Raw genomic sequence first — 26,921 nt, 5'->3', positions numbered from 1 at the left:
CTTTAAGGAAATATGGTTTGTACTGAAGGAAAAAAGGATGGTGTTTATATTCGTTGAAGCCCCCTCCTCTTTATTTTCTCATTCTTCTTATCCATAGAGCGAATATTAGTAGGTTGAGTATTATGCCGATAGCTGTTATTACGCCTACAATTATTCCTGCTAACTCGCCGGCTAGCATCTTTGGATATACTACGACGTACTCGAACCATAGGAGGGCTATTGTTACTGTTATCCACATGAATATTGCTGGTGCTACTACAAGTGCTTTACCGAGACTGCTTGCTTTCTGTACTTTTGCTACCCAGACGGCTACAGTCATTAGTGCAAGGCTGCTGAGTAGCTGGTTCATGCCGGCGAATGCTGGCCATAGTAATAGGAATTGCTTGGATGCAGCTAGCCACATTCCTATTAGTGCTAGTATTGCTGATGCAACCCATTTGTTTGCAATGACTTTGTATAGTCCTGGAGCAGACTTCTTTAATGGGGACATTAACTCTTGCCAAGCATACCTGCCTAGTCTAGTGGCGGTGTCGAGGCTCGTTAGAGCGAATCCTGTGATCCATAGTGTGCCGAATATGGTCATTGCTGTAAGGCTTAGTCCGAATGCCTTGTTTGTAGCATAGGCATAGCTCTTCGGTATTATTGTCCACTTGAGTTTTCCGGCAAGTTTAGCATAATACTTGCCGAAAGCGGATGGTGTGTCCGCGAATTTACTCATGAGTGTTTGTGCATAATCTTTTGTTATGTTGTCTGCAGTGACAGGCTTCATACCTAGGTCTGAGGCTATGGAGTTGACTATGTTTGTAACAGCTGTATTGCCTCCGCTTACGGCAGCATAGATGGTGTCTGCGAAAGCTAGTACTCCGAAGGCGGCAATAGTGGCTATAACCATTGTTGATAGGAAGCCTTCTGTCTCCATGCCAGCGTAAGCTACTGTTAATCCGTGGAGCTCGTTGGCTAGCTGTTTACTTGATGTACCTGATCCTACTAGGCTATGGAATCCTGATAAAGCACCACATGCTATGATTAATGGTACTGCTGGCCAGAATGGTGATGGCATTCCTCCGACAATATTTGCTGTGAATGTTGTGTAGCCTGGGAATACTAGATTCCCTGCACCACCCTGTAGGAATAACCAGATCATTGCACCGCCGCCTATTGCTAGGCTAGCCCATAGGATATAGGCGTTCATGTAGTCTCTGGGCTGTAGTAGCACCCATACTGGTATTGATGCTGCTACTATGATGTAGATCAATAGTATATATATCCAGGTGTTGAAGTCCTTGAAGTACTGTAGGAACCATATGTTATCGAACCAGTTGCCTTCTTGTGCCATGATTCCTATGAATACTGCTATTATGATGAAAATCCATGCAATAGGTGTGCCTCCTTTTACTCCTAGAGATGTCTTATACATTAGGTACCCTGTTATCACTGCGAAGAATAATAGTAGCAACGCCGATAGTCCTGCGCCAGGTATTCCAGAGAACAGTGTTGATATGACGAAGCCAAAAGCGGCTACGACTAGTAGTAGTGAGAACCATATGTATGAGTTGAATATGTACATCGTCTTTCTTCCCATTAGCTCGCCGGCAACCCAGCCAATGGACTTACCGTCATACCTCACGCTAGCCATTAGAGCCAGGTAGTCGTGGACTACGCCGACAAAGACGTTGCCAAACCAAACCCATAGGATTGCTGGAAGCCAGCCCCAACCTAGTGCGATAGCAGGTCCTACTATGGGTCCTGCTCCAGCGATGGATGCGAAGTGGTGTCCGTATAGTACGTATTTATTGGCAGGGACATAGTCTACTCCGTCATAAAGTCTCTGTGCTGGTGTTGGTTTGTTTGGGTCGGCTTTGACGACCTTGTTTTGTAGATAACGTCCGTGTGTAAAGTAGAATATTGCGTAGAGTACTAGTGCTATTATAATTAATAACCCGCCGTGAACAGGATCCATTGTTCCAGCCTCCCAGAACCAGGTACTTGTATTTACAATTTAACACGCACTTAAATGTAAACTTTTCTGTAAAACGCTATAATAGATACTTATACATTTTATGCATTATTAGTAATATATTGTGTTAAACTACTTTAGTGGAAGTATTTTGATTAACTTTAATAAATTATTTTAAAGAATTAATTTATCGAACAATTATGTATATGCTTTAATTACGGTGATTATGATTATTCTCTAGAGTAGACAATATCTTAAAGACGTGGTTGACATGTCCAGTGAAGCTCTTATACTGCTCGACATAACATTGGTGATTATCTGTGCTAAAGTTCTTGAAGAATTGTTTGCAAAAATTAAACAGCCACCTCTTCTCGGCGATCTTCTGGCTGGGATTCTTCTCGGCCCAACGATTCTAGGCATAATAAGAATTACAGATAACATAGAATCTATTGCCTGGCTCGGAATAGTACTGCTCATATTCCTTGCGGGACTAGAGTCTAGTATCGAGGATCTAAAAAAGTACGGTAAAAGCGCTGGTATCGTTGCTGTTGGAGGTGTTGTCGCGACTTTTTCTCTAGCTCTTCTGGTGTCTCTGTATCTCGGCTATAGTATCGAGACATCGTTGTTCATAGCAGTTATACTTGCACCGACGAGTGTAAGCGTCACGGTTGCGACGTTAATGGAGATCAACGCGATCAGGACGCCTGTTGGGGAAACTATTCTTGGTGCAGCTGTAGCCGACGACGTATATGCTATGGTGTTATTCAGTATAGTCTATAGTATGCTTGCAGAAGAGGAGGGTAACCCTACTTACAAGGTAGTAACGGGTATAATCTTACTACTGGTAATAGCTTTCGTGATATCGAAGTTCTCTAAGAAGATAATCGGGTTCTTTATGAAAAGCAGTCTTCATGATGCCCAGTTCACGTACCCTATAATAGTAGGGCTTATTGTAGCGACAATAACTGCTTTCTACGGCTTATCTCCTATTATAGGAGCATACTTCGCGGGGCTGTCACTAAGTATTGCGCTCCCTATGACTAGTAGGGCTAGACAGTACTATCCATTGCTCGTGGATTTCATAAGCCCGTTCTTCTTCGTTTACGCTGGTATACTGCTTGACCCATGGAGTATTCTCGGGAACATAGAGTTGTCGAAAGCATTGACTACAGCCTTCTTGATAGTAGTAGCTGGTGTTGTAGGGAAGGTTGTTGGATGTGGTGTAGCTGCTTGGCTCCAGGGATTCGATAAAAGATCGTCTCTAGCAATAGGTGTAGGAATGATGCCTAGAGCTGGAGTAGATCTTGTGATAGCAGTCACAGGCTTAAGCCTTGGGGTATTAACCATGGATCTATACTTCAGTGCTCTCCTCTTAATATATGTAACAAGTATTACGACACCGTTTCTATTAAAGAAACTAGTTGCCGAGCATTAAGAAAATACTCATATAGTCTTCTATAATAGATCTTTAATCAGCTACATAAATTAGTTTAGACGAAAATCTAACAAATACGCATCAACGGTTAAAACAACTAATTCAGGTAACAAACGTTTTATACTCTAAGAAATATTTAATATACAGGTGGAGAGATATGGCGTTCATAGAAATACCTAAGATACCAACCATAAACGACATTGACTTGAAGGAAAAGAAAGTGTTTCTGAGAATAGACATCAACAGCCCAATAGATCCTGATACAGGTGATATAATAGACGACAGGAGAATACGTGTACACGCTAAAACAGTAAGAGTTCTCGCGGAAAAATACAATGCAGCTGTTGTTGCTGCATCACACCAGGGTAGACCTGGTGAACAAGATTTCGTCTCATTGGAGAAACATGCTGAGTTGTTAAGTAAGTACAGTGGGCTTGAGGTAAAGTTCATAGATGATGTTATAGGTCCTGCGGCTAGAGAAGCTATAAGAAAACTTGAGCCAGGGCAAGTACTTCTTCTCGACAACCTTAGGTTTGTTAGCGAGGAACTTATTGAGGCTGTTCCAGAGAAGCATATGAACTCCTATATTGTCAGGAGGCTAGCCCCTCTAGTTGATGCTTATGTTAATGACGCTTTTGCTGCAGCACATAGAAGCCAGCCAAGCATAGTAGGATTCCCAATGATACTACCATCTGCAGCCGGTCCAGTGTTTGAGAAAGAAATACTTGCTTTACAGAAAGCTTTCGGATCACTCGTCTCACCCAGAATCTTCGTGTTGGGCGGAGGCAAGGTACACGATATACTAAGGGTTATAGAGCATCTTGTTAGGAACAAGGCTGCTGACAGGATTTTGACTGCTGGCTTCGTGGCACAGTTATTCCTTGTAGCCAAGGGGCTTGATATAGGTAGGGAAAACCTTCGTGTCCTAGAGGAAAAAGGTATTCTGTCATTGTTGCCGAGAGCGAGGAGACTATTGTATCTTGGAGCGCCGATAGAAACTCCTGTCGATTACATCACGTTTGATGGAAAGGAGGTTAGAGAAGAGTACTTGGGTAGGATAAAGGGTAAGATCATGGATATAGGTCCTAATACAATAAACATGTATAGAGACTTGATGAGGGAAGCAAAAGTAATTGTGATGAGGGGTCCCGCGGGCGTTATTGAGGACGAGAGATTCCGTAATGGTACACAGGAACTAGTTAAAGCAGCACTCAATAGCCAGGCATTTGTAATACTGGGTGGCGGACACTTAGCATCACTGGTGGGCGACCAGGAGATAGATGAGAGTAAGTGTCATGTATCAACAGGTGGTAATGCATTACTCTTATTCCTTGCTGGAGAAAAACTGCCGGCAATAGAAGCTCTCGCGATGTCGGCTAAAATGCATGTATGGTGAAGAATTTTTGTCGCGAATAAGAGTTGGAGTAAACGGTTATGGTACTATAGGTAAGCGTGTCGCCGAAGCAGTAGCGAAACAACCTGACATGGAGCTTGTTGGTGTGGTAAAAGTTACCCCGGATTACGGGTACTATGCTGCTCTTGCAAACGGTTTCAAGGTGTATACTATTAGTGAGAAAATAGAGTTGTTTAAGAACCAGGGACTTGAAGTAGCTGGGACTATAGAGGACTTGCTCGAGCAAATCGACGTTATTGTAGACGCTACTCCAGGAGGCTATGGTGAGAAATACAAGTCTCTCTACAGGAAGTATGGTGTGAAAATGGTTTTCCAGGGCGGTGAAAAACCCAGTGTTGCCGACGTAAGCTTTAATGCATTATGTAACTATGATGAAGCTGTTGGTAAGGAGTCAGTTCGGGTTGTCAGCTGTAATACAACTGGTTTACTAAGAATAATATGTAGTTTAAATAATGTGTTTGGAGTAGAGAAAGTTAGGGCAGTGATCATTAGGAGAGCATCTGACCCGAAGGAGATCAAGAGAGGGCCCGTCAATGCTATTGTCCCTGATCCAGTCAAACTGCCTAGTCACCATGGTCTTGACGTAAAAACAATACTGCCTTGGCTTGACATCATTACTTCAGCAGTTATAGTGCCTACAACGTTGATGCATGTACATATAGTAAATATTGTGTTAAAGAATGAGGCAAGCATAGGTAAGATTATAGAAGTGCTCGATGAAACGCCTAGGATTGTCCTCGTTGATAGCATGAAGACTGGTATCAAGAGTACAGCCGAGATTATAGAGTATGCTAGAGATCTTGGTAGAAAACGGTATGACGTGCCAGAGCTTGTTGTATGGAGGGATTCCATACATGTTAATGGCAGGGAGTTATTGTTGATACAAGCAGTGCACCAGGAGGCCATAGTGGTTCCAGAAAACATTGATGCGATCAGAGCCTTAACGGGGCTAGCTAGTGATCCATGGGAATCTATTAAATTAACGGATGATACATTAGGTATTGGTAGGAGGTGGTTTTAGACTATGAGCTATAAACCTGAACCAACGTATGAGATAAGCTTCTTGTTTAGGAGAATACTTGTACCGATCGATGGTAGTGAGAATAGTTACCGGGCACTTGATTTCGCAGCGGATATAGCGAGACGCTATGGATCAAAGCTAGTAGTGTACCATGTAGTAGTCAAGGGGCTTAGAGAAGAGAAAGACCCCATAGAGGTAGCGAAGAAGCGACTAGAGAAATATGGGTTGATGGTTGAGTACAAGACTATTGAAATAGACCCTGCTGAATCAAGTGTTGCTAAAGCCATTATTGATGAACTGAACACTGGAAACTATGACATGGTTGTTATGGGTGCACGTGGTAGATCTTTGTCTGCAGAGATAAATCTTGGAAGTACTGCTTTAGCTGTATCGATACATTCCCCGGTAACCGTTGTCATAGTAAGGTAGATAACAATTTATATATGAAGTTAATGTATTTGGAGGAAAAAGATTATTAGAAAAGATTTCACTTCAGACCAAGAATTTCATACATCTTTTTGTAGAACCTGTCCCACCACTCACGGGCAGCCTTTACTTTGTCTTCTTCAAACTTCTTTGCCCACTCTTCGTTGCCGAATTCCTTGGCTCCAAGTGCCATGTAGTCAATTATCTTCTTGCTATCCCAGAATACAGGGTTAGCAGCTGCCTTGTCCTGGTACTCGATTATCTTCTTGTAGACCTCTTTTGCTTTAGCCACGGGGTCTACTCCATAGTATGTCTTGGCTAGTTCTGGGAGGTATTTCTCGGCCCATCCACGGTGGAATCTACAGAGACCCATGTTGTCGATGAATAGCTCCTTGATTGCCCTGTCAACTGCTTTTGCTGCATACTCTTCTGGTTCAACGAATACGCTCTTGTATAGAGTCCAGTACCTGCCTAGAACAGCTAGTGGTGCAACCATACCTGGTGTCCAGTAGAAGTTTGGTGTAATGTGTCCTTCCTCGCCGAATAGAGCATAGACTGCTAGGTCCTCGAACTTCAAGCCAACGGTCTTGACTCTATCCTCGTAGAGTATATCGAGGATCTTAGCGGCACTCCTAAGTCCTTTTTCTCCTATGAGTCTTAGTAGTGGCTGGCGACCCCATGCCAGGTCGTGTAGTATTTTCACTGCCAGCTCGATGTTCTTCTTGCTGCACTCAAGCGTATATGTCTCTGGGTTGAAGCATGGCTTGTCTCTAAGCCCTACTTCATCTGGTCTAAGTAGTCCCTTTTCTAATGCATCGAATATCCAGGCAACAACGTTGCTTACCTCGATAGCGTCGAATCCAAGGGAATCTATTGCTTCCACGCCTTTCTCGATCTCGTTGATGTCGAAGACACCTATTATCGGGCCTTGTCCCTCGTAGGGCTCATAGTCTGTCTTGTACTTGCCTTTTCTTACTTTCTTACAAGCGATAGGACATGGTTCTCCACAGGTCTTCCACTCACGTGTCTCAATAGCTTGTTTGTTGAAAGGCTCCCACATGTACTTCATTATTATCTCGTGGAATTTCTGTCTCAGCTCAATGGGCATATAGATCATGTTCCAGTTGAACATAGGTGTTAGTGTCTTGAGGTGCGGGTAGTTGCCGCCGAAAGTACCTCCTGTCTTGAGCTTCTCGTCGTACCTATACTTTGTACCGGCTTTAATCACGACAAACGGGTATGTTTCGCCAGCTAGTTTCCTAAAGATATCATTGATCTTTCTTGTATCAAGTAGGTCTTGCGGCCTCTTCTCTCCAACATTATATTTACCGCCGTAGACAATAGCTGCTACGTGGTGAGCACGATAAAGTACGCTACCAGGCCCGCCTCGTGCAGCATACTCCTCGCTACCACGGTCCATGACTCCCTTGTTGAGCGTTATTGACACGAGTGCTCCGAGACTAGTATATTTTGCAGCTGGCCCCGTTAGGATTGATCTACCATTATACTCCTTGTAGAAATCAAGGAATCTCTCTGAAAGCCATTTCTGGAGAGCATAGACACCTTTCTCGTCTCCGAAACCACTCCATATATTCTCGAGCAACCCTTCATCTACTTCATGGAACTCTACTTTAGGCTCGCCGTTACCCTCGTCATATACTTTGAGTATTAATGGAGTCTCGCTATAACCTACAATAACCATTGCATCAGCATTAACGTTGAACTGATATGCCGCACCACCCATTGAAGCAACGTGGAGCCCACGTGTCAACGGGCTTCTGAATACTACTGTAAACCTGTGGACTCCATAGAGTTTTGTACCAGCGAAAACACCTCTACCTATGACTACAACGTTATCTGGACTGTATACTGGCTTCTTATAGGTCTCATATTTCTCTAGATGAAGCTTAACGCCAAGCTCTATTGGTCCGCCAACTTCCTCTATAGGGTACTCTTCAACCCAGTAATCTCTCTTACCTACATCAATAAATAGAACCCTATACACGGCGGGCAATATTATTCACCAACCATATACACGTATCTACCATGTGTTTACATCAAAAGAATATTTAAATCATACGCAGCCGCTTAATTAACCGATGCAATAGCTCTAGGGGAAGAACTATTGCTGTGTAGAAGCATATTTAAACAACTATTTAAAAATAATTGTTATTCAGCGGCTACAAGAAGACAGTCATTATGGTTATATACAGTACCCATTTCTAATTGTTAAAACAGGAATCAAGGATAGTAGCACTTAATTATATGATCCACTAATAGAACTTGTATCGGTGCAAAAGTTATGAGTAATAGCGTTTTTAAATGCCTTAGATGTAGAGAATGTTGTTTCTTTAGCAACATCGATGATTGCCCTGTTGTTTATCCTTGGGAGAAACGTGTCCTAGAAAAACTAGCTTTAACACACGCTGGTGGCGCAAAGCTTTCGTTTAAACCATACCTGTCCTTCTCAAGCAAGGATAAACTAGTTGTTGTCCTGTACAAATGGATTATAGAAGGCTATTGTCCATTTTATGATAGAGATAATAGAGCATGTAGAATCTATGAGGATAGACCTTTCTCCTGTAAGATGTATCCATTGATACTAGGGTTGAAAGACAATACCCTCAGGTTATCAACGACATGCAAGTGGGTACAAGAGAACATGAAGGAGCCAGCACAGCCCATAGACCCAAGTAAGGTGTTTCCGTACGAATATGATGTTGCGGTAAAGAATTTCGTTAGACTAAAGTACATAACGCAGATAATGAGCTCTATGGGCTTAAACGAGGTTATAGGAGAAGAAACCGGGGACAAACAGGTCATAGATGTAGATGAATACATCACAATAGAAGTAAACGATTAGATGAAGAATTTCCTTAAGTCTCTATAATTGAGGTGCCTTAATATTGTCCCCAAGCTAGCTTAATATTTTAGTGAAGCTAGTATGGATTGGAAGAAAATCATTAAGGACATTAGGGTTAGGAGTGTCTCCGAGGAAGCCATTAGTCTTGCCAGGAAGTATGGGTATCGTGTCTACATGGTTGAACGCTACATTAGGCTTCTCGGACTAGAGGATGCCAAGAGACTTCTCGACGCCTTCGAGAAGCCGTTAAAACCTGTTATCCGGTGTAACGACCTTAGGATCGATTGCGATAAACTTGCTTCCCTCCTTGAGGATCTTGGGTTTAGACTAGAGTATATTCCATGGAGTATCCATGGGTACCGTGTTGTAGAGGAGCCCCCGAGACCTAGTATTGGTGCTACCCACGAGTATCTCAAGGGATACTACTACGTCCACCGGGATGCTGCCCCTCTCGCCGTGGCATTGATTCTCGAGCCCTCTCCTGAAGACAAAGTTCTTGATGGTTGTGCTGCACCAGGCGGAAAGGCGACTCATCTTGCCCAACTCATGAAGGGGAGGGGGCTTGTTGTAGCCAATGATATCGCTTTATATAGGCTCCGTGCCCTCGTGGGCCATGTGCTCAGGATGGGGTTGTGGAATATTGTTGTGACATGGAGTGATCTGAGGAAAATGCCTAGAATGACGAGGAGAAGGTATAATAAGATATTACTTGATGTGCCATGTAGTGCTGAAGGAGCGATAATGTTTGATAAAACACGTAAGAAGAAGACAACACAACTAGACCTAGCACGTATTGTTGCCCGCGAAATAGAACTACTCAACGCAGGTCTTGACCTGCTCGAAGACAATGGCATATTACTCTATGTGACATGCAGTATAGCACCAGAGGAAAACGAGTACGTTATAACAAGAATTCTAGAGATGAGAGATGATGTAGACGTAGTTGAGCCTCCAAGAAAACTATTCAACTGGAGCCCTGGGGTAACAAGATTCCATAAACTATTATTCGACAATAGGGTAGAGAAATGCATACGCATATGGCCCCATATCCACAACATGATGGGAATGTTCATGTGCATGCTATCAAAAACAAGGGCATAAACCGTGTTGGTAAAGGTCTTGTATAGGGTTTCTGGAAAGCTCTTTCCTTCACCATAGAACTTACGTTATTTCGTGAGTGGAGTTGTTAAGGGATGTGTATAGAGATGCCCGAAGCAATCATATATACGTTGATAACCCAACTGAAGCTATTTCCGATACTGGATCTCCTTGGATTAGTGATCTGTAGCTGTTGTGTATAAGAGCTAAGTATTGATGTTTATGTAAAAATTATATTTTAGATTTACTTATGAATATGAGTATTTTACGTGATATCTCTTATCATAGGGTTTACTTGTACGTAGTATCCATTGGAATACGCATCAATATATGCTTCCCCATTCTGTGCATTGGCATGAGCTATCGTTTTTATTATAAGGTAGTATGTTCCGGCTTCAAGTGTTATATTCTTGGTGAATAAGTATTCTTTAATTGAGAAAGTTAGTGGTGTTGGTATGTTTGGTGGTTGTGGAGGTTGTTCTTCTGAGAGCAATGTTATTGTCCATGAGTAGATTGTGTTACCATATTCGTCAACAATAAGTATCTTTTCTTCGAGGTAGACGGAGCCTTGTGGAGACCGGTTGTTCGAGCTGGTGAATCCATAGTCGTAGCTATATTGTATTGGTATTATTAATTGGTATTCTCCCGAGACATTGACTAAGATCTTGTATTTAAGCCATGAAGATGATGTAGAACTATATGGTGCTATAGCAACTGCTTTAGCCTTCATAATACCATTTTCTAAATCCTCATAATGAATACCGCTTCCTCCAAAAGACAATGGAGTTATATGGGCTGTATCATCAACTACAACTCTATACACCACGATCAACGGCAAATAGTCATCGTGAACAAGCAAAGGCAAAGTAAGCTTGTCAATCCTAACCAAAGCAGTAAAATCTGTATCTACAGATCTTACGCCGAATAATCTAAATACTGCCATGCTACCATAAGCAGTAAATTCAGCGTAACTAAATTGAGCAACAGCTGAAAGCCATATAGGTATCTCTGCTTCACTAACTATTCCGGCAAGTATACCGTTTAATAGTAGGATAGCAAGGTTTAACCATATACTCTCTCCTACACCCATATAGCTTGATAATCTAGTATTTGATGATACTGTAGATAAAATGGTGAAGTGAAGTATATCGTCTTCTGAAATCCTTGGATAGCCTTCTGTTACTCTAGAATAGAAAACAGTTCTGTATTCCCCTGACCAAGTAATATTGTATAGAAGCTCTTTATCTATGGACGAGCTTGTTAAAACCTTGATATTACTTAGGTCACTATATAGTTTATTGATGAGTGGTATGAACGTGAAGAAGGGGGTTAATTTCCAGTACTCTTTACCATTAATATTAACTATACTGATCGTGTAATTAACGAATATACCGTCTCCTTCAATACGGTATAGTGTCGGGACGGCTATTGCTCTAAAGCAGTCTGTATCGCGGGGTGTAATTGATGTGGTTTTGTTTGCTATTTTTGTTGTCTGGAAAGCATTTTGTACAAGAATGATGCCGTTGAAAGCTACACCACTGATTTTGATAGCATCTTTTCCTTCAATAGCATCTATTGTAAATGCTACAGGTTTCTTGGAAATGTAAGTGACGTTCGCCGCTATGTAAGGCATGTCGATAAGTACTTCTTTAGATTCTATTACACTCTTCCATCTGAATTGTGGTGGGCTTACATGGTAGAAAATGTTTATTGCTAGCTGGTGTATGTACTCGTCCAGTGTCCATAGCCCCGGGTGTAGGTTTATTGTAGCAAACCATGTAACGTAATCCTTTGAGAATATTTGTTTCTCGAAATAGTATGTAGTGGATAGTCTGAAAGCGAATGTTGTCCATAGCCTGTCTATCATGTAGGGTGCAGGCGCGTTTTTGACGTGGACGTACCATGTGTTTGGCGTATTGTTTAGGTTTTTCGCAAGTATTTGTGCCCTAGGATCACTGGATGTATTGGTGAAACTGCAGTAGCCTATTGTATACGAGCTACAGTATTTGGCTTGGAGTAAATTCACCGCCTTATTGTTTCCACTTTCTCTGATACTCACGGTGATGTTTGGTTTAGAGAACTCTGGTAAAGTCAATTTTGTTGCAGTGCTTGCCTCACTGGTTGTATTCTTTGAGTGATGCCTAAGTTTAAACAGGTACACTTTATTCACTACAACTACTTTATTTGCAAATGCTTCAAAGGGATCTCTTGCTGCAGCGTAGAAGGCTTCTCTGTATTTTAGTCCCTTGGATAAATAGTATTCCATTGGCGAGTACCTGTATGATCCAATGTAGTTGTTTCCATGATCGTCTACTAGTATGAAGAACATAGACAATGTTGGTAATGGTCTTTCACCTACTTTCTCTAGTATTTTCGCTTTCTTCAAGTAGAAGTCACGCCACTTCATCAGTGGTTCTGTTAGATCTAGCGTTATGACTTTGTTCGTCTTGTTTAAATGGAATACGTATGTGTAGAGCCTTATGGGAGTATTCATATATACACTAACAGTGCCCGCGAGATCACTGTTTTCAGCAGTCTTCAGCACGTTTTCACTAATATATATGGTGACTCTGTATTCACGCGCTTCAATCTTCAGTATACCTGTCTCTACAAGCGAGAACAGAATAAAACCTATGATTACTATCGTAAGTACTGGAACAGAGTACTTCCTCTTAATCCTCATAATAATTACCCAAGATTAAAGTATCTAAAGAATAGATAGTAAGAGATACTTTTTCTATCTACCGATCTATTTTGAAACAGGGTATATGTAGGTGGGATTACTGGGAATCTCTATTACTTTATGAATTTATGTTTGTGGTGCTATGAGTACTTTTTCTGTTGTCAAGGTTTTTGTTGATAGTATTATTATGGTTATGCTCGCGATTGCTAGTATGCTTGTGTGTAGTATTGCTTGCGTCTTGTATCCTAGTACGTAGTATTGTATTGCTAGTATGCTATGGGTGTATGGTATGATGTATAGTGGGTTGATTATGTCTTGCGGGAGCCTAGTATAGTCTACCATGAATCCTGTGAAGAACATTATTGTGCCTGCGATAGCTATTATGCTGGCTATGTTTGCGGCACTGCGTATACCACGGGTTCTTGTTATGAATGGTAGTGCTATTGATACTGTTACGAGGATTGTGAAGAACGCTACTATGGCGTGGAGTCCTAGGAGACCATAGTCTATTGGTATCGCCAAGGGGTTGCCTGTTATAGCCATTGACATGAAGCTCATGTATGCTATGAACCCTAAGGCGTCAGCTAGAGCCGTCAGGAGCCCAAGCATTGATGCTGCCATGAGTTTTATGTATATGATCGATGAGACCGATAGGGGTGTTGATAAGAGCATCTCGATTGTCTTCCTCTCCCTTTCACCGATGATACCGTCTATAATGAATGAAGTAGCCGGGGTCACGACGACGCTGAGAGCTATGACGAGCATTCTCGCGAGCAGATTCCTTAACTCATATTCTATGCCAACTTGTTTCCCGCCAACACTAATCAGTATTGTCCTCGGTTTCAAGGGGTACAGTATTGCCTCAACAGTGGCGTTGAGCCTGCTGTAGTCAATCAGTGCCTCGGTTTTTCTCTCGGCGAGGATATTGGAGTAGCCATAGACTATGCCGAGGATATCTGACTCGGCTCGTGATGCAGCCTGTATGCCGGCGCGCTTATAGATCACTACCTTGGCTTTGTATAGGAGACTAGAAGCATTCCTGGAATACCCAGGCGGTATAACAACAATTACATCAATACTGGTGTCATTGACTGCGCTAAGGTTCTTAGCAAGTAATACATTGTACCCTTTCGCCTCAAGATGACTCTTAAGTAGGTCTACTAGCTCACTCGAAGAGACAGTTATGTTGAGTACAGGGTTTGTGTAACTTGTGTTATCGAGATCCACTATTGCTATCGTTACTTCCTGTGTACTAATGAGGGCTAGGCTTATGAAGCCGAGTAATGGGAACACGATTAACGGGAGCATGATGCTTGTTGCTAGAGTCTTTTTGTCTCTAGCAAGATCCACTAGTTCTTTCCAGGCTAGAGCACGTGGTCTACCATTGAGTCTACTTAGCCGTCTCTTCAACTGCATTGATGAACGCCTCCTCTAGGTTACTACCCCCGAACTTGGATTTGATCTCATCGGGTGTCCCTATGGCTATGATCCTGCCCTTGTTTATGAAGGCTATACGGTCGCATAGATACTCTACTTCAAGCATATTGTGACTGGAAAGAATAACGGATGACCCAGATTCCTCTACAAACCTACGTATAATCTTCCTCACATTAACAGCAGCATAGACATCGAGACCGCTAGTAGGCTCATCCAGGATCGCTAGCTTGGGCATGGTCATTAGGGTTATTGCCAGCAGTAATCTCCTCTTCATACCCTTGCTATAGTTCCCGGCTTTATCATAGAGTCTGTTACCGAGTCCAGAGAACTCTATTCCACGCCTAATAGTCTCCTCGTCGACACGACCCAGTTTAAGCCACGTATAGAGCTTAATATGCTCATAACCCGTGAGCCTCGGGTAGACTTCTGCTTCCTCGGGCAAATAGCTAATCATTTCTCTTGCCTTCACAGGCTCCTTATGGACGTTAATACCCTTTATGAAGACACTGCCTTCATCTGGTTTGACGAGACTAGATATTATCCTAAGAGTAGTTGTCTTACCAGCACCATTAGGTCCTATGAGCCCAAATACTTCGCCCTCATGGACACTAAAACTTATCCCATTAACTGCTGTTTTCCCGTTATACTTCTTAACAATGTTATCTACTCTAAGCAATGTCAAGACAGCGTATCCCAGGCTTGGTAGTATGTGCAAAAACCCTTAATAACAAAAATGGGTCTTTTTTCTAGAAACTTTTTATACTGTTGTAAACCTATCTAGGTTTACAGGTGTTTACAAAAGATGTCCACGAAATACTGGCCATTACCTTACAATGGGATTCCATGTATACTACATATGATTGGAATGGCGCTGCTTGTAACAGCGTTGATTATACCAGTGGGGAGAATAGGTATTCCAAGCGAGTACAACATGGTATCATTTTTCCTTGGGATAATATTGATACTCATGTCTACAGGCAAGAGAGCAACGGTAACCAATAATAGTGTTATTCTCGAGTACGGATACCCTATAGCAATCTACAGGATCGTTGTCAGAGAAGTCGTCAGCGTACTTGATATCCCCAGTCTTGAGAGAGGAAGGTTATTCAAGTACTTTAAACTTCCTGTTGCCACTTTGGCAATAGTGATGACATATCCAATAATCTACATGATCGTTAAAGGAGTTGCCCCAGAGAAAATATACTACATTGGATTCCTGTTAATACCTATAGTTGTTTGTACAGGACTACTTGCTCATTTCTTGCTAACATATAGTGGGTACAAGCAATTCGTTAAAAGAGTAGGTGGTCTCCTAGGATCCCTTATTGTTATACTAAGCATGTTTATCGCATCTATATACCATAGCGCTACAGGCTCCTTTATAACAATGGAGACTAGACCGCTTGTAATTGCTATTATCTCCGAGTTGCTACTAGTAATAGCATTCCTGGCAATAGTTGTATTGAAGCTCAGAAGACCAATAGTAGTCATTGAGGACAGTAAAGGTAGGTACTATGCGATAGGTGCTTTAAGTGAAGAATGCGCGAAAGAATTGATCAATACTATAACACGGGAGGTGATGGGATGCAGCTGAAGCTCACCGAGAAAATGGAAGAAGTACTCATAATGGCTGCCAATGGTTTGAGGGAAGCAGAGATAGCTAGGAGACTAGGTATATCGAGACAAGCAGTAAACAAGACTCTTAGAGAAGCCAGGTCTAGGCTTACGTTGTTGTTTGTTGCATTAGCTGATGTATTTTACTCCGATATCGTGAAGATCAATGTTAATAAGGGGTATGCTGTTCTACGTAACCGTCAAACGGGTACAAAGCTCTACATGATCTATGTTCCCGGTAAAGGACCTCGTGTAGTTTTTAGAAACAATATAGATTGTACTTTGGAGAAAACACTTTGTGACGACATAATTTACTCATGTAGTAGACTAGGAATACTAGATGAATGCAAGGAGACTAAGCCTGCTAGTGAACAGCTGAGTGTATTAGTTAAGAGGATTCTGGATAAACTAGAAGAGTAGTTGTTTCTTTTATTCACTCAAGTAATGATACATAGATATTACTTGGATCCATAGAGTCGATCCACGGGTTCTCGTGGGAACCTGTGATAAGTATGGTTAGACTATAGTATGGTAGGCAGGTGGTAGAGTATTGTATATGGATTCTAGCGATATTGTGAAAGCGAGGGTGCTGGAGTTCCTGGAGAAGTATGGTGACAAGGGAGTAGTGGTTCTAAAGACGGCGCTAGAGCTAGCTTTTGACAACAATACTTCTTCCAGGAAATTAGGCGATTTTAGCTACCAGCAGCTAGTAATGCGTCTAAGGGCCATGGGCATCAACTATAATCCTGCTAATCTACTTCGTATACTTGAGAGAGAATATGGTATTATAGAGAAAACCTATGATTCAAGCAATCAGAAGTGGTATAGCTTTGTAGACATAGAGTCTACTAGACAGGCACTTGATGAGTACTTCGGCAATACGATCGAGCAGGAAGACCCTAGGGTGCAGTATATTAGGATAAAATACAAGGTGCTAGAGCCGCTGAAGACACTTAGGACTCTCCGTACATTAGCTTCGAGGAAACTGCTAAGCAAAAGTGACAAGAGGTTCTTTAAAGAGTTCGTGTTCACGGACTTATCAAAGATTGTAAGTGTGATGGAGGAGATGATGGAGTACCAAGAAGTCTTTGCTAGAGAACTACGTGTATTAAATGAAATACTAATGCTTTCAGCAAGGATTGCAGAAAATGTTGAAGGAGGACTGCCTACAGTAAAGAAGCTTAGTGATAGTATTGAAGAAGAAAAGATTATGGAGAAAAAAGCAATGAGTGTACATAGGAGTGAACTAGAGTTCTAGACATTGTTTAGTAATGGCGTGTTGATGATAAGGTAATATATTGCGTTTTAGATAACCTATACTCTTGGAAATCTATGAAGGAAGGTTGCTGGTGTTGACTCCATACGAGCTTATTGCACGTTACTTCCTACCAGAGATCAAGGCATTAGTTGCATTAGAGCTTCTTGGAAGAGGGTTTAGCCAGCTTAAAGTATCGAAACTTCTCGGAGTATCGCAAGCTATGGTTAACAAGTATGTTAGTCGTGGTAGAGAATACTTTGTCTCGAATCTCGAGAAAATAGGTTTCAATAGAGAAGAAATAGAATCCATGGTATCAATGCTTGTGAAACCATTGTTGATGATGGATGTGAGTATGTACAACTTATACTTGATGACAATGGTTAACAGACTTCTTGCCTCAGGAAGGTTTTGCAGACTACACCACAAATTGAACCCGAGTTTGCCGAGTGAATGTAGAGTATGCTACAGGATATTCTACTACACTCCAAACGATCCATTCATACTAGAGTTCATGGAGGCTCTCGACAAGATCACTAGTAACCCGTTGTTCTACAAACTCATTCCCGAAGTTGGGATGAACATAGTCTACAGCCCTCCTGACGCCCAAGATCACAGGGAGTACATTGGTATAACCGGGCGTATACTAAGGTCGGGCGATGGGGCAATTGTTGTGGGCAAGCCTGCTCGTGGCGGCAGTAGGCATGTAGCACGAGTACTATGGCTGGTCAAGAAAATTGATAAAGAGAAGAATGCTTGTGCATCAATACGCTACGACAAGGAAATCCTTAGTACTCTTAAGAAAATGGGGCTTCAAATACTGTACACAGGACCACATGAAGACCCAGAGAAACTAATGGATGAGCTGGAACGATCTATAAAGTCCAGTAAACTGGGTAGAATAGATGTAATCGCCGATGAAGGTGGAAGAGGTCTGGAGCCAATAATATACGTGTTCGCTAAGTCTCTCGATGACTTGGTCTCAATACTTAATAAACTACTTGGAGGACACAGGGAATGAAAATATGTATTGTCGGCGGAGGAGCCATAGGTAGTATTATAGCGTTCCACCTCTATAGAGCAGGAGCGTCTTCTATAGATGTATATTATGGGTCCCTGGAGAGTGTTAGAGAAGTACAATACAATGGTGGAATAACTGTTGTTTATAAAGGCAAAGAGTATCTGGTGCCAGTTAATCCACGTCACTACATGACTCCGGGGTATAAGTGCGATATAGTAGTTAATGCTGTAAAAGCATATGATGTCCCTAAGACAATTGATCTAATAAAAACAATATCTCATGAAAACACACTTGTAGTCAGTATTCAGAATGGTTTCGGAAGCTATGAGTATCTCGTTGAGAAACTGGGTTGCCATAGGGTTGCCATAGGTATAGTATTTTATGGTGCAATAAGGGTCTCCCGAAGTTTAGTGAAGGAGGCTGGTGTTGGAGAAATAATACTTGGTCAAAAACACTACGCTAATCCCCTGCTTATGGAGCTCATGGAAATGCTTAAACGCGGGGGATGCCCAGCTAGAATAACAAGCAATATCGACTGGTACAGATGGCTAAAACTAGCAATAAACTCGGTGATAAACCCGATCACAGCGATAACTAGGAAGCCTAATAGAATCGTGTACGAGAACCCGTATGCTAGAGAGCTAGCAAAGGAAATACTAGAAGAACTTGCCCGGGCCGCAAAGTACTGGAGCAATATAGACTTGGATGTCGATAGGCTACTAAACTATGTTATAAGAATAGCCAAGACAACGAAGGAAAACTACTCAAGTATGCTACAGGACGTACTGGCTGGGAGAAGAACAGAAATAGACTACATAAACGGGTGGATAACAAAAGTACTAGAGGAAATAGGGGTAGAACACTCAGTAAACAAGATAATAACGAAAATAATCCATACAATAGAAAACACCCAGACAAAAACAACATAGCAGATCAGTGGAATTCAAGACTCACTTCTTTGCTTTCTCAAGCAGTCTTTTAGTCCTTTTACCTGCAGTTATAGTGGTAGACAACTTCAGAGGAATTACTTAAAGGCTTGGATATAATGGGAGACCCATAGAAATTTGAACTAGGAGTCTCTGTTTTGAAAGCTGGAGAGCCGGACAAAAGTGTTAGGTTCTATATTTATAATTGTTTCTTCTTGTATGAGTTTCTAGGTGTGTTTAGTTGGAGGGAAAAATTAGTGTTAAAGATATTGTTGAATGTAAGGGTAAGCGTAAGATTGTGATGGTTACAGCCTACGATTACTCTATGGCTCGTCTTGTGGATAAGGCTGGTGTTGATATTATTCTTGTCGGTGATAGTCTCGGTATGGTTATGCATGGTCTGGATTCTACTATACCTGTCTCTATGGATGATATGCTGCATCATGTACGGGCTGTGGCTGCTGCCAAACCTCGTGCGCTTATTGTGGGTGATATGCCGTTTCTCAGCTATGAAGTTAGCCGTGAAGAAGCAGTACGTAACGCTGGTTTGTTGTTGAAAGCTGGTGCTGAAGCTGTTAAGGTAGAGGGTGGAGTGGAGATTGTCGACAGGATTGAAGCTATGGTGAAGGCAGGCATACCGGTAATGGGTCATGTTGGCCTGACTCCCCAGAGATACCTGGTCATAGGAGGGTATAGGAAGCGTGGAAAGAAGCTTGAGGAAGCCGAGAAGATTATCGAGGATGCGTTGGCTGTGCAGGAGGCAGGTGCTTTCGCGGTGGTAATAGAGTTTACAGCCAAGGAGGTTGCAGAGATTATCACGAAGAAACTAAGGATACCAACAATATGCATTGGCAGTGGCCCTGCGTGTGATGGTCAAGTACTTGTCCTCCACGATCTACTTGGTATAAACGAGAACCCTCCGCCTTTCGCGAAGAAATATGCTGATCTAGCTAGAATTATTGTTGATGCAGTCTCTAATTATGCAAGAGAAGTTCGCGAAGGAGTGTTTCCCGGTAAAGAACACTACTTTACCATGAAGGAGGATGATAGAAAAGAATTATACAGAAAATACGGTATTTAATGACCCCATAGTAATAACAATTCGAATAATATATCTTCTGTTCTCCTTTATACAAATAACATCATTGTTTGCTTAAACGTACTATGGTTTATATTATATTATCGTATCAGAAACACCATATATGGTAATAAGACGTTGTTCATAAGAGTGAACAATATTAGCTATTCTTTAATTATAATAGCAACGATGTTGTTAGTAGAGGTGTTTTATATTGATGAAGGAACTTCTGGAGGAATTCCATGAGTACATAAAGTTCTGGTATAAGAAATCACCGGAGCAAGTGAGGAAGTTTATGGAGTTTATGGAAGTTGTTGAAAAGAAAGGCGCTCTTGACACTAAGACCAAGGAGCTTATAGCTGTGGCCGTGGCTGTTGCAGCTCAGTGCCAATGGTGTATTGCATTCCATGTTAATGAAGCATTGAAAGCAGGGGCAACACCCGAAGAAATCAGGGAGGCAGGCTGGGTAGCGGTACTAATGGGTGGAGGTCCCCAGCTAGCTTATATGCAGTTATTGGAGAAGGCTTTGGAGGAGTTTAGTAAATAAGCATTACTATTAATGTTTTTTAATTACTTTTTGTAGTTGCTACAAGTGTTTCTCATGGTTTAGCTTATGTTCGAGAGTTTCTCTTAAATCATGGAAGTAGGTGTTTAGGATTAACGTTAGTGTGTCAATTTTTGTTTCTTTGCCAGCTTTTATTTCGGCGAGCTCAAGTATTTCTCGTGCAATAGGTCTTATCATCTCTACTTGCTTGTCTTCACTTGATTCAAGCCATTTGCTCCAGAACTTCTTGGCAATAGTTTCCATATGATGTTGTATTATGGAGTTGTATCTGTTTTTCTCTCCATACATTACTTGCCAACCTCTAGGATCATTTTCTTCTCTGCTACTTCTCTGAGTCTATTCAAGATCACTTTAACCATCTCACGGAGTACCCTATCATTATCATAGTTTTTAACGATCTCTTCAAGCTCCTTTTGTGGTTTCCCTTTTAGTTTGCTAGCCTCATTAACTAGTAAGGGCATTGCACGGACAATATTATCGACTATAGTTATGGATGCTGTTCTTGCTGTTCTCGAGAACGGGTTTATGTCTATTGCTATGACGGTCTTGCCCATTTTCCTCAATGCTTCTGTTCGATCGCCATCCTCTAGAGGGACAAGTACAACGTCTGCTATTAGTATCCCTCGAGGACTTACACGTCTTCTTTCACTAAAAAGCTCTGGTATTGATGCTGAAGCATCCTCTCCTACACCGAGTACTTCTTTTGCTCCATGTTTTCTAAGCCATTCAGCTATGGCCTCTTCTCTTTCACGTGTCCTATAGAATAGGTTGACTTCTATTTTCGCTCCAGTAACTTCTGCTAGCTTGACGACATGTTCTGGGACAAGAGCAGCCGTATTACCATTAACAGAGATTACAGGGTGTTTTGCCAGGAGCAACGCTGCTGCAGCCGCTCTTATAGCCTCTAATGCTGGTTCATGAGTCTTCTCGCCAAGAATATAATCAAATGCCTCGCCACGCCCGTGGGCTATTAGTCCTTCGAGTGCAACGATACCCCTCTTGTAGCCTTCGACAATTTTTTCTCTTATAAGAAGACTTTCTCTCCTAGGGTGGTTAGGGGGTATCCACAACTTCTACACCAGAATAATCTATGTTACCATGGATTACCTCGAATTTGTTTTCTCTAAAATAACTAACCACATCATCCACTCTATCCTTGTCCACAAAAATTACCCCAACACCTTTCTTGACGTAGTATCCAATGATCATCTTTCTGAGCGGCGCGACTAATTGATCTATTAACTTGTAATTAAAAAACCTCCGGGTAAACAACTGGCTTACTTCAATAAATACCTCTAGTGATGGACGCTCTATTAGTTTCTCTAGTAAGGTCTCGGCAATACGTGACAACTCTGGAGTGTATCTTGCAAGCATATCGCTTGTAAGCCATTTGCCTAGTACAATGGATACTACTCGTACACTAGGGTCGACAGGAATCTTGACAATAGATCCGATACCTGGTGCGCCGGGCTTAGTCCTGATCTCGAGTCCGCCATAATATTCTGCTATGACATCGCCGAGACCTGTTTTAGCCATAACCTCGGCTATATGTGCGCGAGCAGCAGCGTTTTCCAAGGTAATCTCCTCGCGACATACAATGGCTGCTGCAATAGAAACACCGAGAGCCAGCCCGCCACTTAATCCATAGCCAGCGCCCAGTGGGGCTTTTGTCCACGCTTCTACCCTAATGCTACACGGTATCCTGGTGAAAACATAGTTTACAGCATGGATGTCATCAACTCTATTGTCATTGAGATAGAATTCCTTGGCATTGCTCATACGAGCTCTTACAACTATCTTCGGTGTGATATTAACACCAGCACCCAAGCTACCTGTGTACAAAGGGTTTTCACGGTAAACAGGTCTCCAAAAACCCGTTATATGTAGTGGTATCCTTACTTCAACCGCCAATACGATCAACCGTCCAGTCAACTATTTTGCGTGCAAGATACGCTTTATCAACAAATCCTAGACACTCTGTTCTCCTCGGCTCAACAAGGCAGGCATCAATATACTCTGCTTCAAAACCACGTCCTTTAACACCAACAATATTAGCTACAATAAGGTCAAGCTGGTACTCGAAAAGCTTCTTACGCGCCTTATCAACTAGTTCTTCTCTGCTCCCAGCGGTCTCGGCGGCAAAGCCAATCATTATTTTGGGTCTGTTCTTAACACTACCGATAACTTTTCTTGTAGGCACTAGCCTCAACGTTAACTCGCCTTGTCTACTTGGTATTTTTTCTCGCGCAGGCTCAAGCACTGTATAGTCGGCTGGTGCGGCAGCGAAAACAGCTATATCATATACTGTTTTTGTTGTTAGTCTCTCAATGGTTTCAGCCATATCGTTTGTTGACTCGACACTAATGTTCTTAGTACAGTAGGGTGGATCGATTTTCAGCGGGCCGTGGACGAGTGTTACATCGGCGCCACGTGCATAGAATTCCAGCGCTATCAGTACGCCCATTAGCCCGCTTGACGGGTTAGTTATGATCCTAACGGGGTCTATGTGTTCACGAGTGGGACCAGCTGTGACGAGGACTTTCCTACCCTCCAGGTCTCTCTTCCTACATGTTATGCCATCAACTATTGCAGCCAGGTCTCTTAGTGGTGGATACTTCGCCTTGCCCTCCGATAGATATGGAGGTATAATGATTACTCCCATCTCCTTAAGTAGTTCTATGGCTTTCCTTGTCTCGGGTGAATTGTAGAGTCTAATATTCATAGCAGGGACGACAGCCACGTTCTTTCCAGAGCCGATCATCGCTATAGCTGTTAGTACAAGAGGATTATCGCCGATACCATACGCTATCTTAGACATTGTATTGAGTGTAGCTGGAGCTATCACCATGGAGTCTGCTTTCTCGGCAAAAATTATGTGTATAGGTTCACCGTCAAAACTTGTTATGACTTTGTTCCCTGTAGCCCACTCAAATAACTTGGGTGAGACGAAAGTTGTTGCATCTTTTGTCATGATGACGTGGACACTAGCCCCTCTCCTAATAAGCTCGCGTGCTAGATCAACAGACCTATATATAGCGGAACTACCGGTTACCCCGAGAACCACTGTTCTACCTTTTAATGATGTATAGAGTCTTGTTGATGGTGTCTCCAATATGTGCAACACCTTGTTGACACGTTAGAGGTTTTATTCCTCCACAAAAATATATTCTTTGAGACGTAGTAAAATAGGTGTATAGAGGACTGATGTCATTTGAGTGAAGACAGGATGCCGTGTGTTGAAGAGATATTCAGAGAGGCAGAGAACATACTCAAGGAGAAGGCTGGCGGCTACGTGATTAGAAGAGCTAAACACGACGATTTACCCAAGGTAATGCATATAAATAGAGTTTGTCTCCCCGAGAACTACCCCATGTATTTCTTTGAAGACCTTCTCAAACACTATGAGAAGACATTCTATGTAGCCGAGTCCCCTAACGGAGATATAGTAGGCTATATAATGTGCCGTGTTGAATGGAAACCAGGTTTCTTCGCGAAAACAATCCTCAAAAGCCTCCATGTAGTCAGTATCGCTGTTCTCGCAGACCATAGAAGGAAGGGGCTAGGCTACGCCCTCATGGCATATGCTATGTTTTCAGGACACAAAGAATACGAGTGCAGAGAAACATACCTCGAAGTGAGAGTCAGTAATCTACCAGCCATAAAACTCTACGAGAAACTGGGATACAAAGTAGTCAAAATAGCTTCAGCATATTATCTCGATGGTGAAGACGCATACATAATGGCTCGTCCTCTCCCATAGTAATACCACCTACTACCTATTTATCCAAGCAATACCTAGAATACTTGTGGTAGGTGAGTGTATCCTTGTCTAAAAAACCAGGTGTTATAGTATACAAGGTGAAAAATGGGGCTAAACAGGGTCTCTTAGTCAGATTCTATACTTGGCACGGCGATAACCCTCCTGAAGAACTAGAAAAACTAAAGCCGATCAAAGAGGATGTGCACCCGTGGATAAATTTCGTATGGTGGGATAACCCCGCCCCTGGTGTGCCGAGCGAGTTCTTTGCTGTTATGTGGAAAGGCTTCATATACATTCCGAGGACTGGTGAATACAGATTTTATGTTACAACAGATGATGGTAGTAGGCTTTGGATAGATGATACGCTAGTTATTGATGCATGGAAAGACCAGCCTCCGACAACTTATGTCAGCGAGCCCATAATGCTTAACTCAGGATACCATAGGCTCAAATACTATTTCTACAACAGGTACGCTTTCGCCGAAGCAGTACTTGGATGGATCCCGCCTGTAGGCGAACCCGGTGTTATTCCAAGTGAGTACTTTAGGTTCTGTAGTGGAGACAAGATAAGGTTCATAGGTCTCCCGGATGATTATGCGATCGAAGTTGTAACCAAGGAGTTTACACGGAAATGCTACTCTGTGGGCAAGATTTGTGATATAGGGATCTCGTGGAATGAAATCCCATTGAAAGCTAGGCTAAGGATTTATGATGAAAATGGCGAGCTTATTCATGAGTCGCCGAGTGAAATGGAATTATGGGGTGGTGATGAAGTAAAGATTATGATTACAGAAGTTAAGTAGGTTATGTTTAAGAAAGTTTTTCTTTAAATCTACGATACTTTATCATAGCCGCAAGACTTGATACAGCTCTCTCTGGACATGGATAAGCTGGTATTCTGTTCTTGTTAAGATGCTTTATGGCATTGAACACGTCTTCTCCGCCAACAAGAGCTGCCAGAATAGGTTTGCCCTTGTCTCTATGTTTCTCAGCTACCTCGACGATAGCTTTCGCGAGGTCTAGTGGGTCTAGTATTGCTGTACGACAATATAGGACGATGATGTTGTCTACTTCATCACTATTATATGCTGCCTCAAGTGCTTTCACGTAGTTATCCACGACAGCCTGTCCCGTCAGGTCAACAGGGTTCTTGGGGCTACCGAACCAAGGCATTGCTTCACGTAGTTTTGACTTGAGTTCCTCGCTTGGAACAACCAATGGTACGTCGTAGTCTTCTGCTGCATCAGTTGCCATGACACCTACTCCGCCGCCGTTGGTTATAATGATTGTCCTGTCGCCACGTGGTATAGGCTGGTTCGCGAATGCACGGGCCCAATCAAACATTTCTTCGACTGTATAGGCACGTAGTATTCCTGTTTGTTTGAAAGCAGCAGTGTAGACCTGGTCCATGCCTGCTAGGCTTCCCGTATGGCTTGATGCCGCGACTGCTCCACGCTTACTTCTTCCAGCCTTGATCACGATTACTGGTTTCTTCTTTGTAACCTTCTTCATTGTTTCTATGAATCTCTTTCCAGTGCCAGGTCTTAGTCCTTCGAGATATATTGTTATGACGCGTGTGTGCTCATCGTCTGCAAGGTACTCCGATATCTCTGTCACATCTAGGTCAGCCATGTTCCCTATGCTTACTAGTGCGCTGAGACCAATCTCCTCCATAACAGTCCATCCCATTAAGGCTATGCCTAGTGCTCCGCTCTGCGATATAAACGCTATGTTGCCTTCCCTGATTTCTTTGGGGCCGAAGGTGGCGTTTAGTTTCGAGGGGGTGTAGGCTACGCCGAATATGTTGGGTCCGAGAATCCTCATTCCATAGTTCCTAGCTATCTCGACAAGCTTTTTCTCGGCATCAACATTACCTACTTCGCCGAAACCAGCTGTTATCACGACAAGTACTTTGACTCCCTTCTTTCCACATTCCTCAGCTGCTTCCAACACTTTGTTCGCTGGTATAGCTATAACAGCCATGTCGACGTCTCCTGGTACATCAAGTATGCTTGGATAGGCTTTTAGTCCAAGAATTTCTTTTGCCTGGGGGTTAATCGGGTATATACGTCCCTTGTAGCCGTACTCAATAATGTTTCTAAGAATAGTATACCCTATTTTGCCGGGTTTTCTTGAAGCACCAATAATGGCGACGCTTCTAGGCTTAAAAAGAGCATCGAGTTCTGCTGACGGCAACACTAACACCTCTCGCGGCGTGATCAATTCTCACCCCTATCTAACGGTGGAATCCCGGTTAAAAATGTAGTCATAGTAGAAATAGTAAATCAATCAGTAATAGTTGAAATAAACCAACTAGTTACCTATGGAGTACTCTACAGTGTATAATTTTTCTAACTATATGTTCCAC

At 42.4% G+C, this 26,921-nt stretch carries 25 protein-coding genes; 15 read left to right on the top strand and 10 right to left on the bottom strand.

Annotated elements, in window-relative coordinates; translation table 11 throughout:
• Positions 1-70 precede the first annotated feature (70 nt).
• Complete coding sequence (locus tag J4526_08410) at positions 71-1,960, bottom strand: carbon starvation protein A (GenBank protein WFO75081.1); 1,890 nt, start codon at positions 1,958-1,960, stop codon at positions 71-73.
• 268 nt (positions 1,961-2,228) lie between these two features.
• Between J4526_08410 and J4526_08405 the strand changes: the two genes are divergently transcribed.
• From J4526_08405 to J4526_08390, 4 genes are all read left to right on the top strand, one after another.
• Entirely contained in the window at positions 2,229-3,392 is a 1,164-nt protein-coding gene (locus J4526_08405; protein WFO75080.1) for a cation:proton antiporter, read from the top strand.
• 157 nt (positions 3,393-3,549) lie between these two features.
• A complete protein-coding gene (locus J4526_08400; GenBank protein WFO75079.1) occupies positions 3,550-4,788 on the top strand; it encodes a phosphoglycerate kinase in 1,239 nt (412 codons plus the stop codon).
• Positions 4,789-4,795: 7 nt separating this feature from the next.
• Positions 4,796-5,827, top strand: a complete 1,032-nt coding sequence (locus J4526_08395) for a type II glyceraldehyde-3-phosphate dehydrogenase (protein WFO75078.1) — start codon at positions 4,796-4,798, stop codon at positions 5,825-5,827.
• Positions 5,828-5,830: 3 nt separating this feature from the next.
• The gene (locus J4526_08390) at positions 5,831-6,256 is read left to right on the top strand and encodes a universal stress protein (protein ID WFO75077.1); all 426 of its coding nucleotides are present in this window, start codon (positions 5,831-5,833) and stop codon (positions 6,254-6,256) included.
• A gap of 58 nt (positions 6,257-6,314) precedes the next feature.
• Here J4526_08390 and J4526_08385 read toward each other — a convergent pair whose 3' ends face one another.
• Positions 6,315-8,267, bottom strand: a complete 1,953-nt coding sequence (locus J4526_08385; protein WFO75076.1) for a glyceraldehyde-3-phosphate ferredoxin oxidoreductase — start codon at positions 8,265-8,267, stop codon at positions 6,315-6,317.
• A gap of 288 nt (positions 8,268-8,555) precedes the next feature.
• Between J4526_08385 and J4526_08380 the strand changes: the two genes are divergently transcribed.
• Positions 8,556-9,116 carry a YkgJ family cysteine cluster protein gene (locus tag J4526_08380; GenBank protein ID WFO75075.1) on the top strand — a complete coding sequence of 187 codons (561 nt, stop codon included), beginning with the start codon at positions 8,556-8,558 and terminating at the stop codon, positions 9,114-9,116.
• 81 nt (positions 9,117-9,197) lie between these two features.
• Positions 9,198-10,217, top strand: coding sequence for an RsmB/NOP family class I SAM-dependent RNA methyltransferase (locus tag J4526_08375; GenBank protein ID WFO75074.1), 1,020 nt, complete (start codon positions 9,198-9,200; stop codon positions 10,215-10,217).
• Between the two features lie 262 nt (positions 10,218-10,479).
• Here J4526_08375 and J4526_08370 read toward each other — a convergent pair whose 3' ends face one another.
• The 3 genes from J4526_08370 to J4526_08360 all read right to left on the bottom strand — a co-directional run bounded on the left by J4526_08370 (position 10,480) and on the right by J4526_08360 (position 15,016).
• Positions 10,480-12,897 (bottom strand): hypothetical protein, encoded by a 2,418-nt coding sequence (locus tag J4526_08370; GenBank protein ID WFO75073.1) that lies wholly within the window; start codon positions 12,895-12,897, stop codon positions 10,480-10,482.
• A 126-nt stretch (positions 12,898-13,023) separates the two neighbouring features.
• Positions 13,024-14,313 carry an ABC transporter permease gene (locus J4526_08365; GenBank protein WFO75072.1) on the bottom strand — a complete coding sequence of 430 codons (1,290 nt, stop codon included), beginning with the start codon at positions 14,311-14,313 and terminating at the stop codon, positions 13,024-13,026.
• On the bottom strand, positions 14,288-15,016 hold the full coding sequence (locus tag J4526_08360; GenBank protein WFO75071.1) for an ABC transporter ATP-binding protein: 729 nt from the start codon (positions 15,014-15,016) through the stop codon (positions 14,288-14,290). The genes J4526_08365 and J4526_08360 overlap by 26 nt, the downstream gene beginning before the upstream one ends.
• A 120-nt stretch (positions 15,017-15,136) precedes the next feature.
• On the opposite strand from J4526_08360, the gene J4526_08355 reads away from it, so the two are divergent.
• The 7 genes from J4526_08355 to J4526_08325 all read left to right on the top strand — a co-directional run bounded on the left by J4526_08355 (position 15,137) and on the right by J4526_08325 (position 20,775).
• Positions 15,137-15,928: a hypothetical protein gene (locus tag J4526_08355; protein ID WFO75070.1), complete on the top strand. Its 792-nt coding sequence runs from the start codon at positions 15,137-15,139 to the stop codon at positions 15,926-15,928.
• On the top strand, positions 15,919-16,368 hold the full coding sequence (locus J4526_08350) for a sigma-70 region 4 domain-containing protein (GenBank protein WFO75069.1): 450 nt from the start codon (positions 15,919-15,921) through the stop codon (positions 16,366-16,368). Before J4526_08355 ends, J4526_08350 begins: the two co-directional genes overlap by 10 nt.
• 130 nt (positions 16,369-16,498) lie before the next feature.
• Positions 16,499-17,206: a hypothetical protein gene (locus tag J4526_08345; protein ID WFO75068.1), complete on the top strand. Its 708-nt coding sequence runs from the start codon at positions 16,499-16,501 to the stop codon at positions 17,204-17,206.
• Positions 17,207-17,300: 94 nt separating this feature from the next.
• Positions 17,301-18,224, top strand: a complete 924-nt coding sequence (locus tag J4526_08340; GenBank protein ID WFO75067.1) for a hypothetical protein — start codon at positions 17,301-17,303, stop codon at positions 18,222-18,224.
• Positions 18,221-19,153 carry a 2-dehydropantoate 2-reductase gene (locus J4526_08335; GenBank protein ID WFO75066.1) on the top strand — a complete coding sequence of 311 codons (933 nt, stop codon included), beginning with the start codon at positions 18,221-18,223 and terminating at the stop codon, positions 19,151-19,153. Before J4526_08340 ends, J4526_08335 begins: the two co-directional genes overlap by 4 nt.
• 238 nt (positions 19,154-19,391) lie before the next feature.
• A complete protein-coding gene (gene panB / locus J4526_08330) occupies positions 19,392-20,231 on the top strand; it encodes a 3-methyl-2-oxobutanoate hydroxymethyltransferase (GenBank protein ID WFO75065.1) in 840 nt (279 codons plus the stop codon).
• A 214-nt stretch (positions 20,232-20,445) separates the two neighbouring features.
• On the top strand, positions 20,446-20,775 hold the full coding sequence (locus tag J4526_08325) for a carboxymuconolactone decarboxylase family protein (GenBank protein WFO76386.1): 330 nt from the start codon (positions 20,446-20,448) through the stop codon (positions 20,773-20,775).
• Between the two features lie 39 nt (positions 20,776-20,814).
• Here J4526_08325 and J4526_08320 read toward each other — a convergent pair whose 3' ends face one another.
• The 4 genes from J4526_08320 to coaBC are packed head-to-tail and all read right to left on the bottom strand — an operon-like array spanning position 20,815 to position 23,908.
• Positions 20,815-21,081 carry a hypothetical protein gene (locus J4526_08320; protein WFO75064.1) on the bottom strand — a complete coding sequence of 89 codons (267 nt, stop codon included), beginning with the start codon at positions 21,079-21,081 and terminating at the stop codon, positions 20,815-20,817.
• The gene (locus J4526_08315) at positions 21,081-21,863 is read right to left on the bottom strand and encodes a phosphopantothenate/pantothenate synthetase (GenBank protein ID WFO75063.1); all 783 of its coding nucleotides are present in this window, start codon (positions 21,861-21,863) and stop codon (positions 21,081-21,083) included. The genes J4526_08320 and J4526_08315 overlap by 1 nt, the downstream gene beginning before the upstream one ends.
• Positions 21,847-22,704, bottom strand: a complete 858-nt coding sequence (locus J4526_08310; protein WFO75062.1) for a hypothetical protein — start codon at positions 22,702-22,704, stop codon at positions 21,847-21,849. Before J4526_08310 ends, J4526_08315 begins: the two co-directional genes overlap by 17 nt.
• Positions 22,694-23,908, bottom strand: coding sequence for a bifunctional phosphopantothenoylcysteine decarboxylase/phosphopantothenate--cysteine ligase CoaBC (gene coaBC, locus J4526_08305; protein ID WFO76385.1), 1,215 nt, complete (start codon positions 23,906-23,908; stop codon positions 22,694-22,696). The genes J4526_08310 and coaBC overlap by 11 nt, the downstream gene beginning before the upstream one ends.
• A 111-nt stretch (positions 23,909-24,019) precedes the next feature.
• Here coaBC and rimI point away from each other — a divergent pair, with 111 nt between their 5' ends.
• Both rimI and J4526_08295 read left to right on the top strand, forming a co-directional pair.
• Complete coding sequence (gene rimI / locus J4526_08300; GenBank protein ID WFO75061.1) at positions 24,020-24,553, top strand: ribosomal protein S18-alanine N-acetyltransferase; 534 nt, start codon at positions 24,020-24,022, stop codon at positions 24,551-24,553.
• A gap of 86 nt (positions 24,554-24,639) precedes the next feature.
• Positions 24,640-25,356 (top strand): beta-glucosidase, encoded by a 717-nt coding sequence (locus J4526_08295; GenBank protein WFO76384.1) that lies wholly within the window; start codon positions 24,640-24,642, stop codon positions 25,354-25,356.
• A gap of 7 nt (positions 25,357-25,363) precedes the next feature.
• Here the strand turns inward: J4526_08295 and J4526_08290 are convergent, their stop codons facing one another.
• Positions 25,364-26,749: an acetate--CoA ligase gene (locus tag J4526_08290; protein ID WFO75060.1), complete on the bottom strand. Its 1,386-nt coding sequence runs from the start codon at positions 26,747-26,749 to the stop codon at positions 25,364-25,366.
• Positions 26,750-26,921: the final 172 nt, after the last annotated feature.

Source organism: Desulfurococcaceae archaeon MEX13E-LK6-19, from assembly GCA_029637525.1.
In the GTDB taxonomy this organism is placed as follows: Archaea; Thermoproteota; Thermoprotei_A; order Sulfolobales; family Desulfurococcaceae; genus MEX13ELK6-19.
This window is presented reverse-complemented; position numbering and strand designations above follow the sequence as displayed.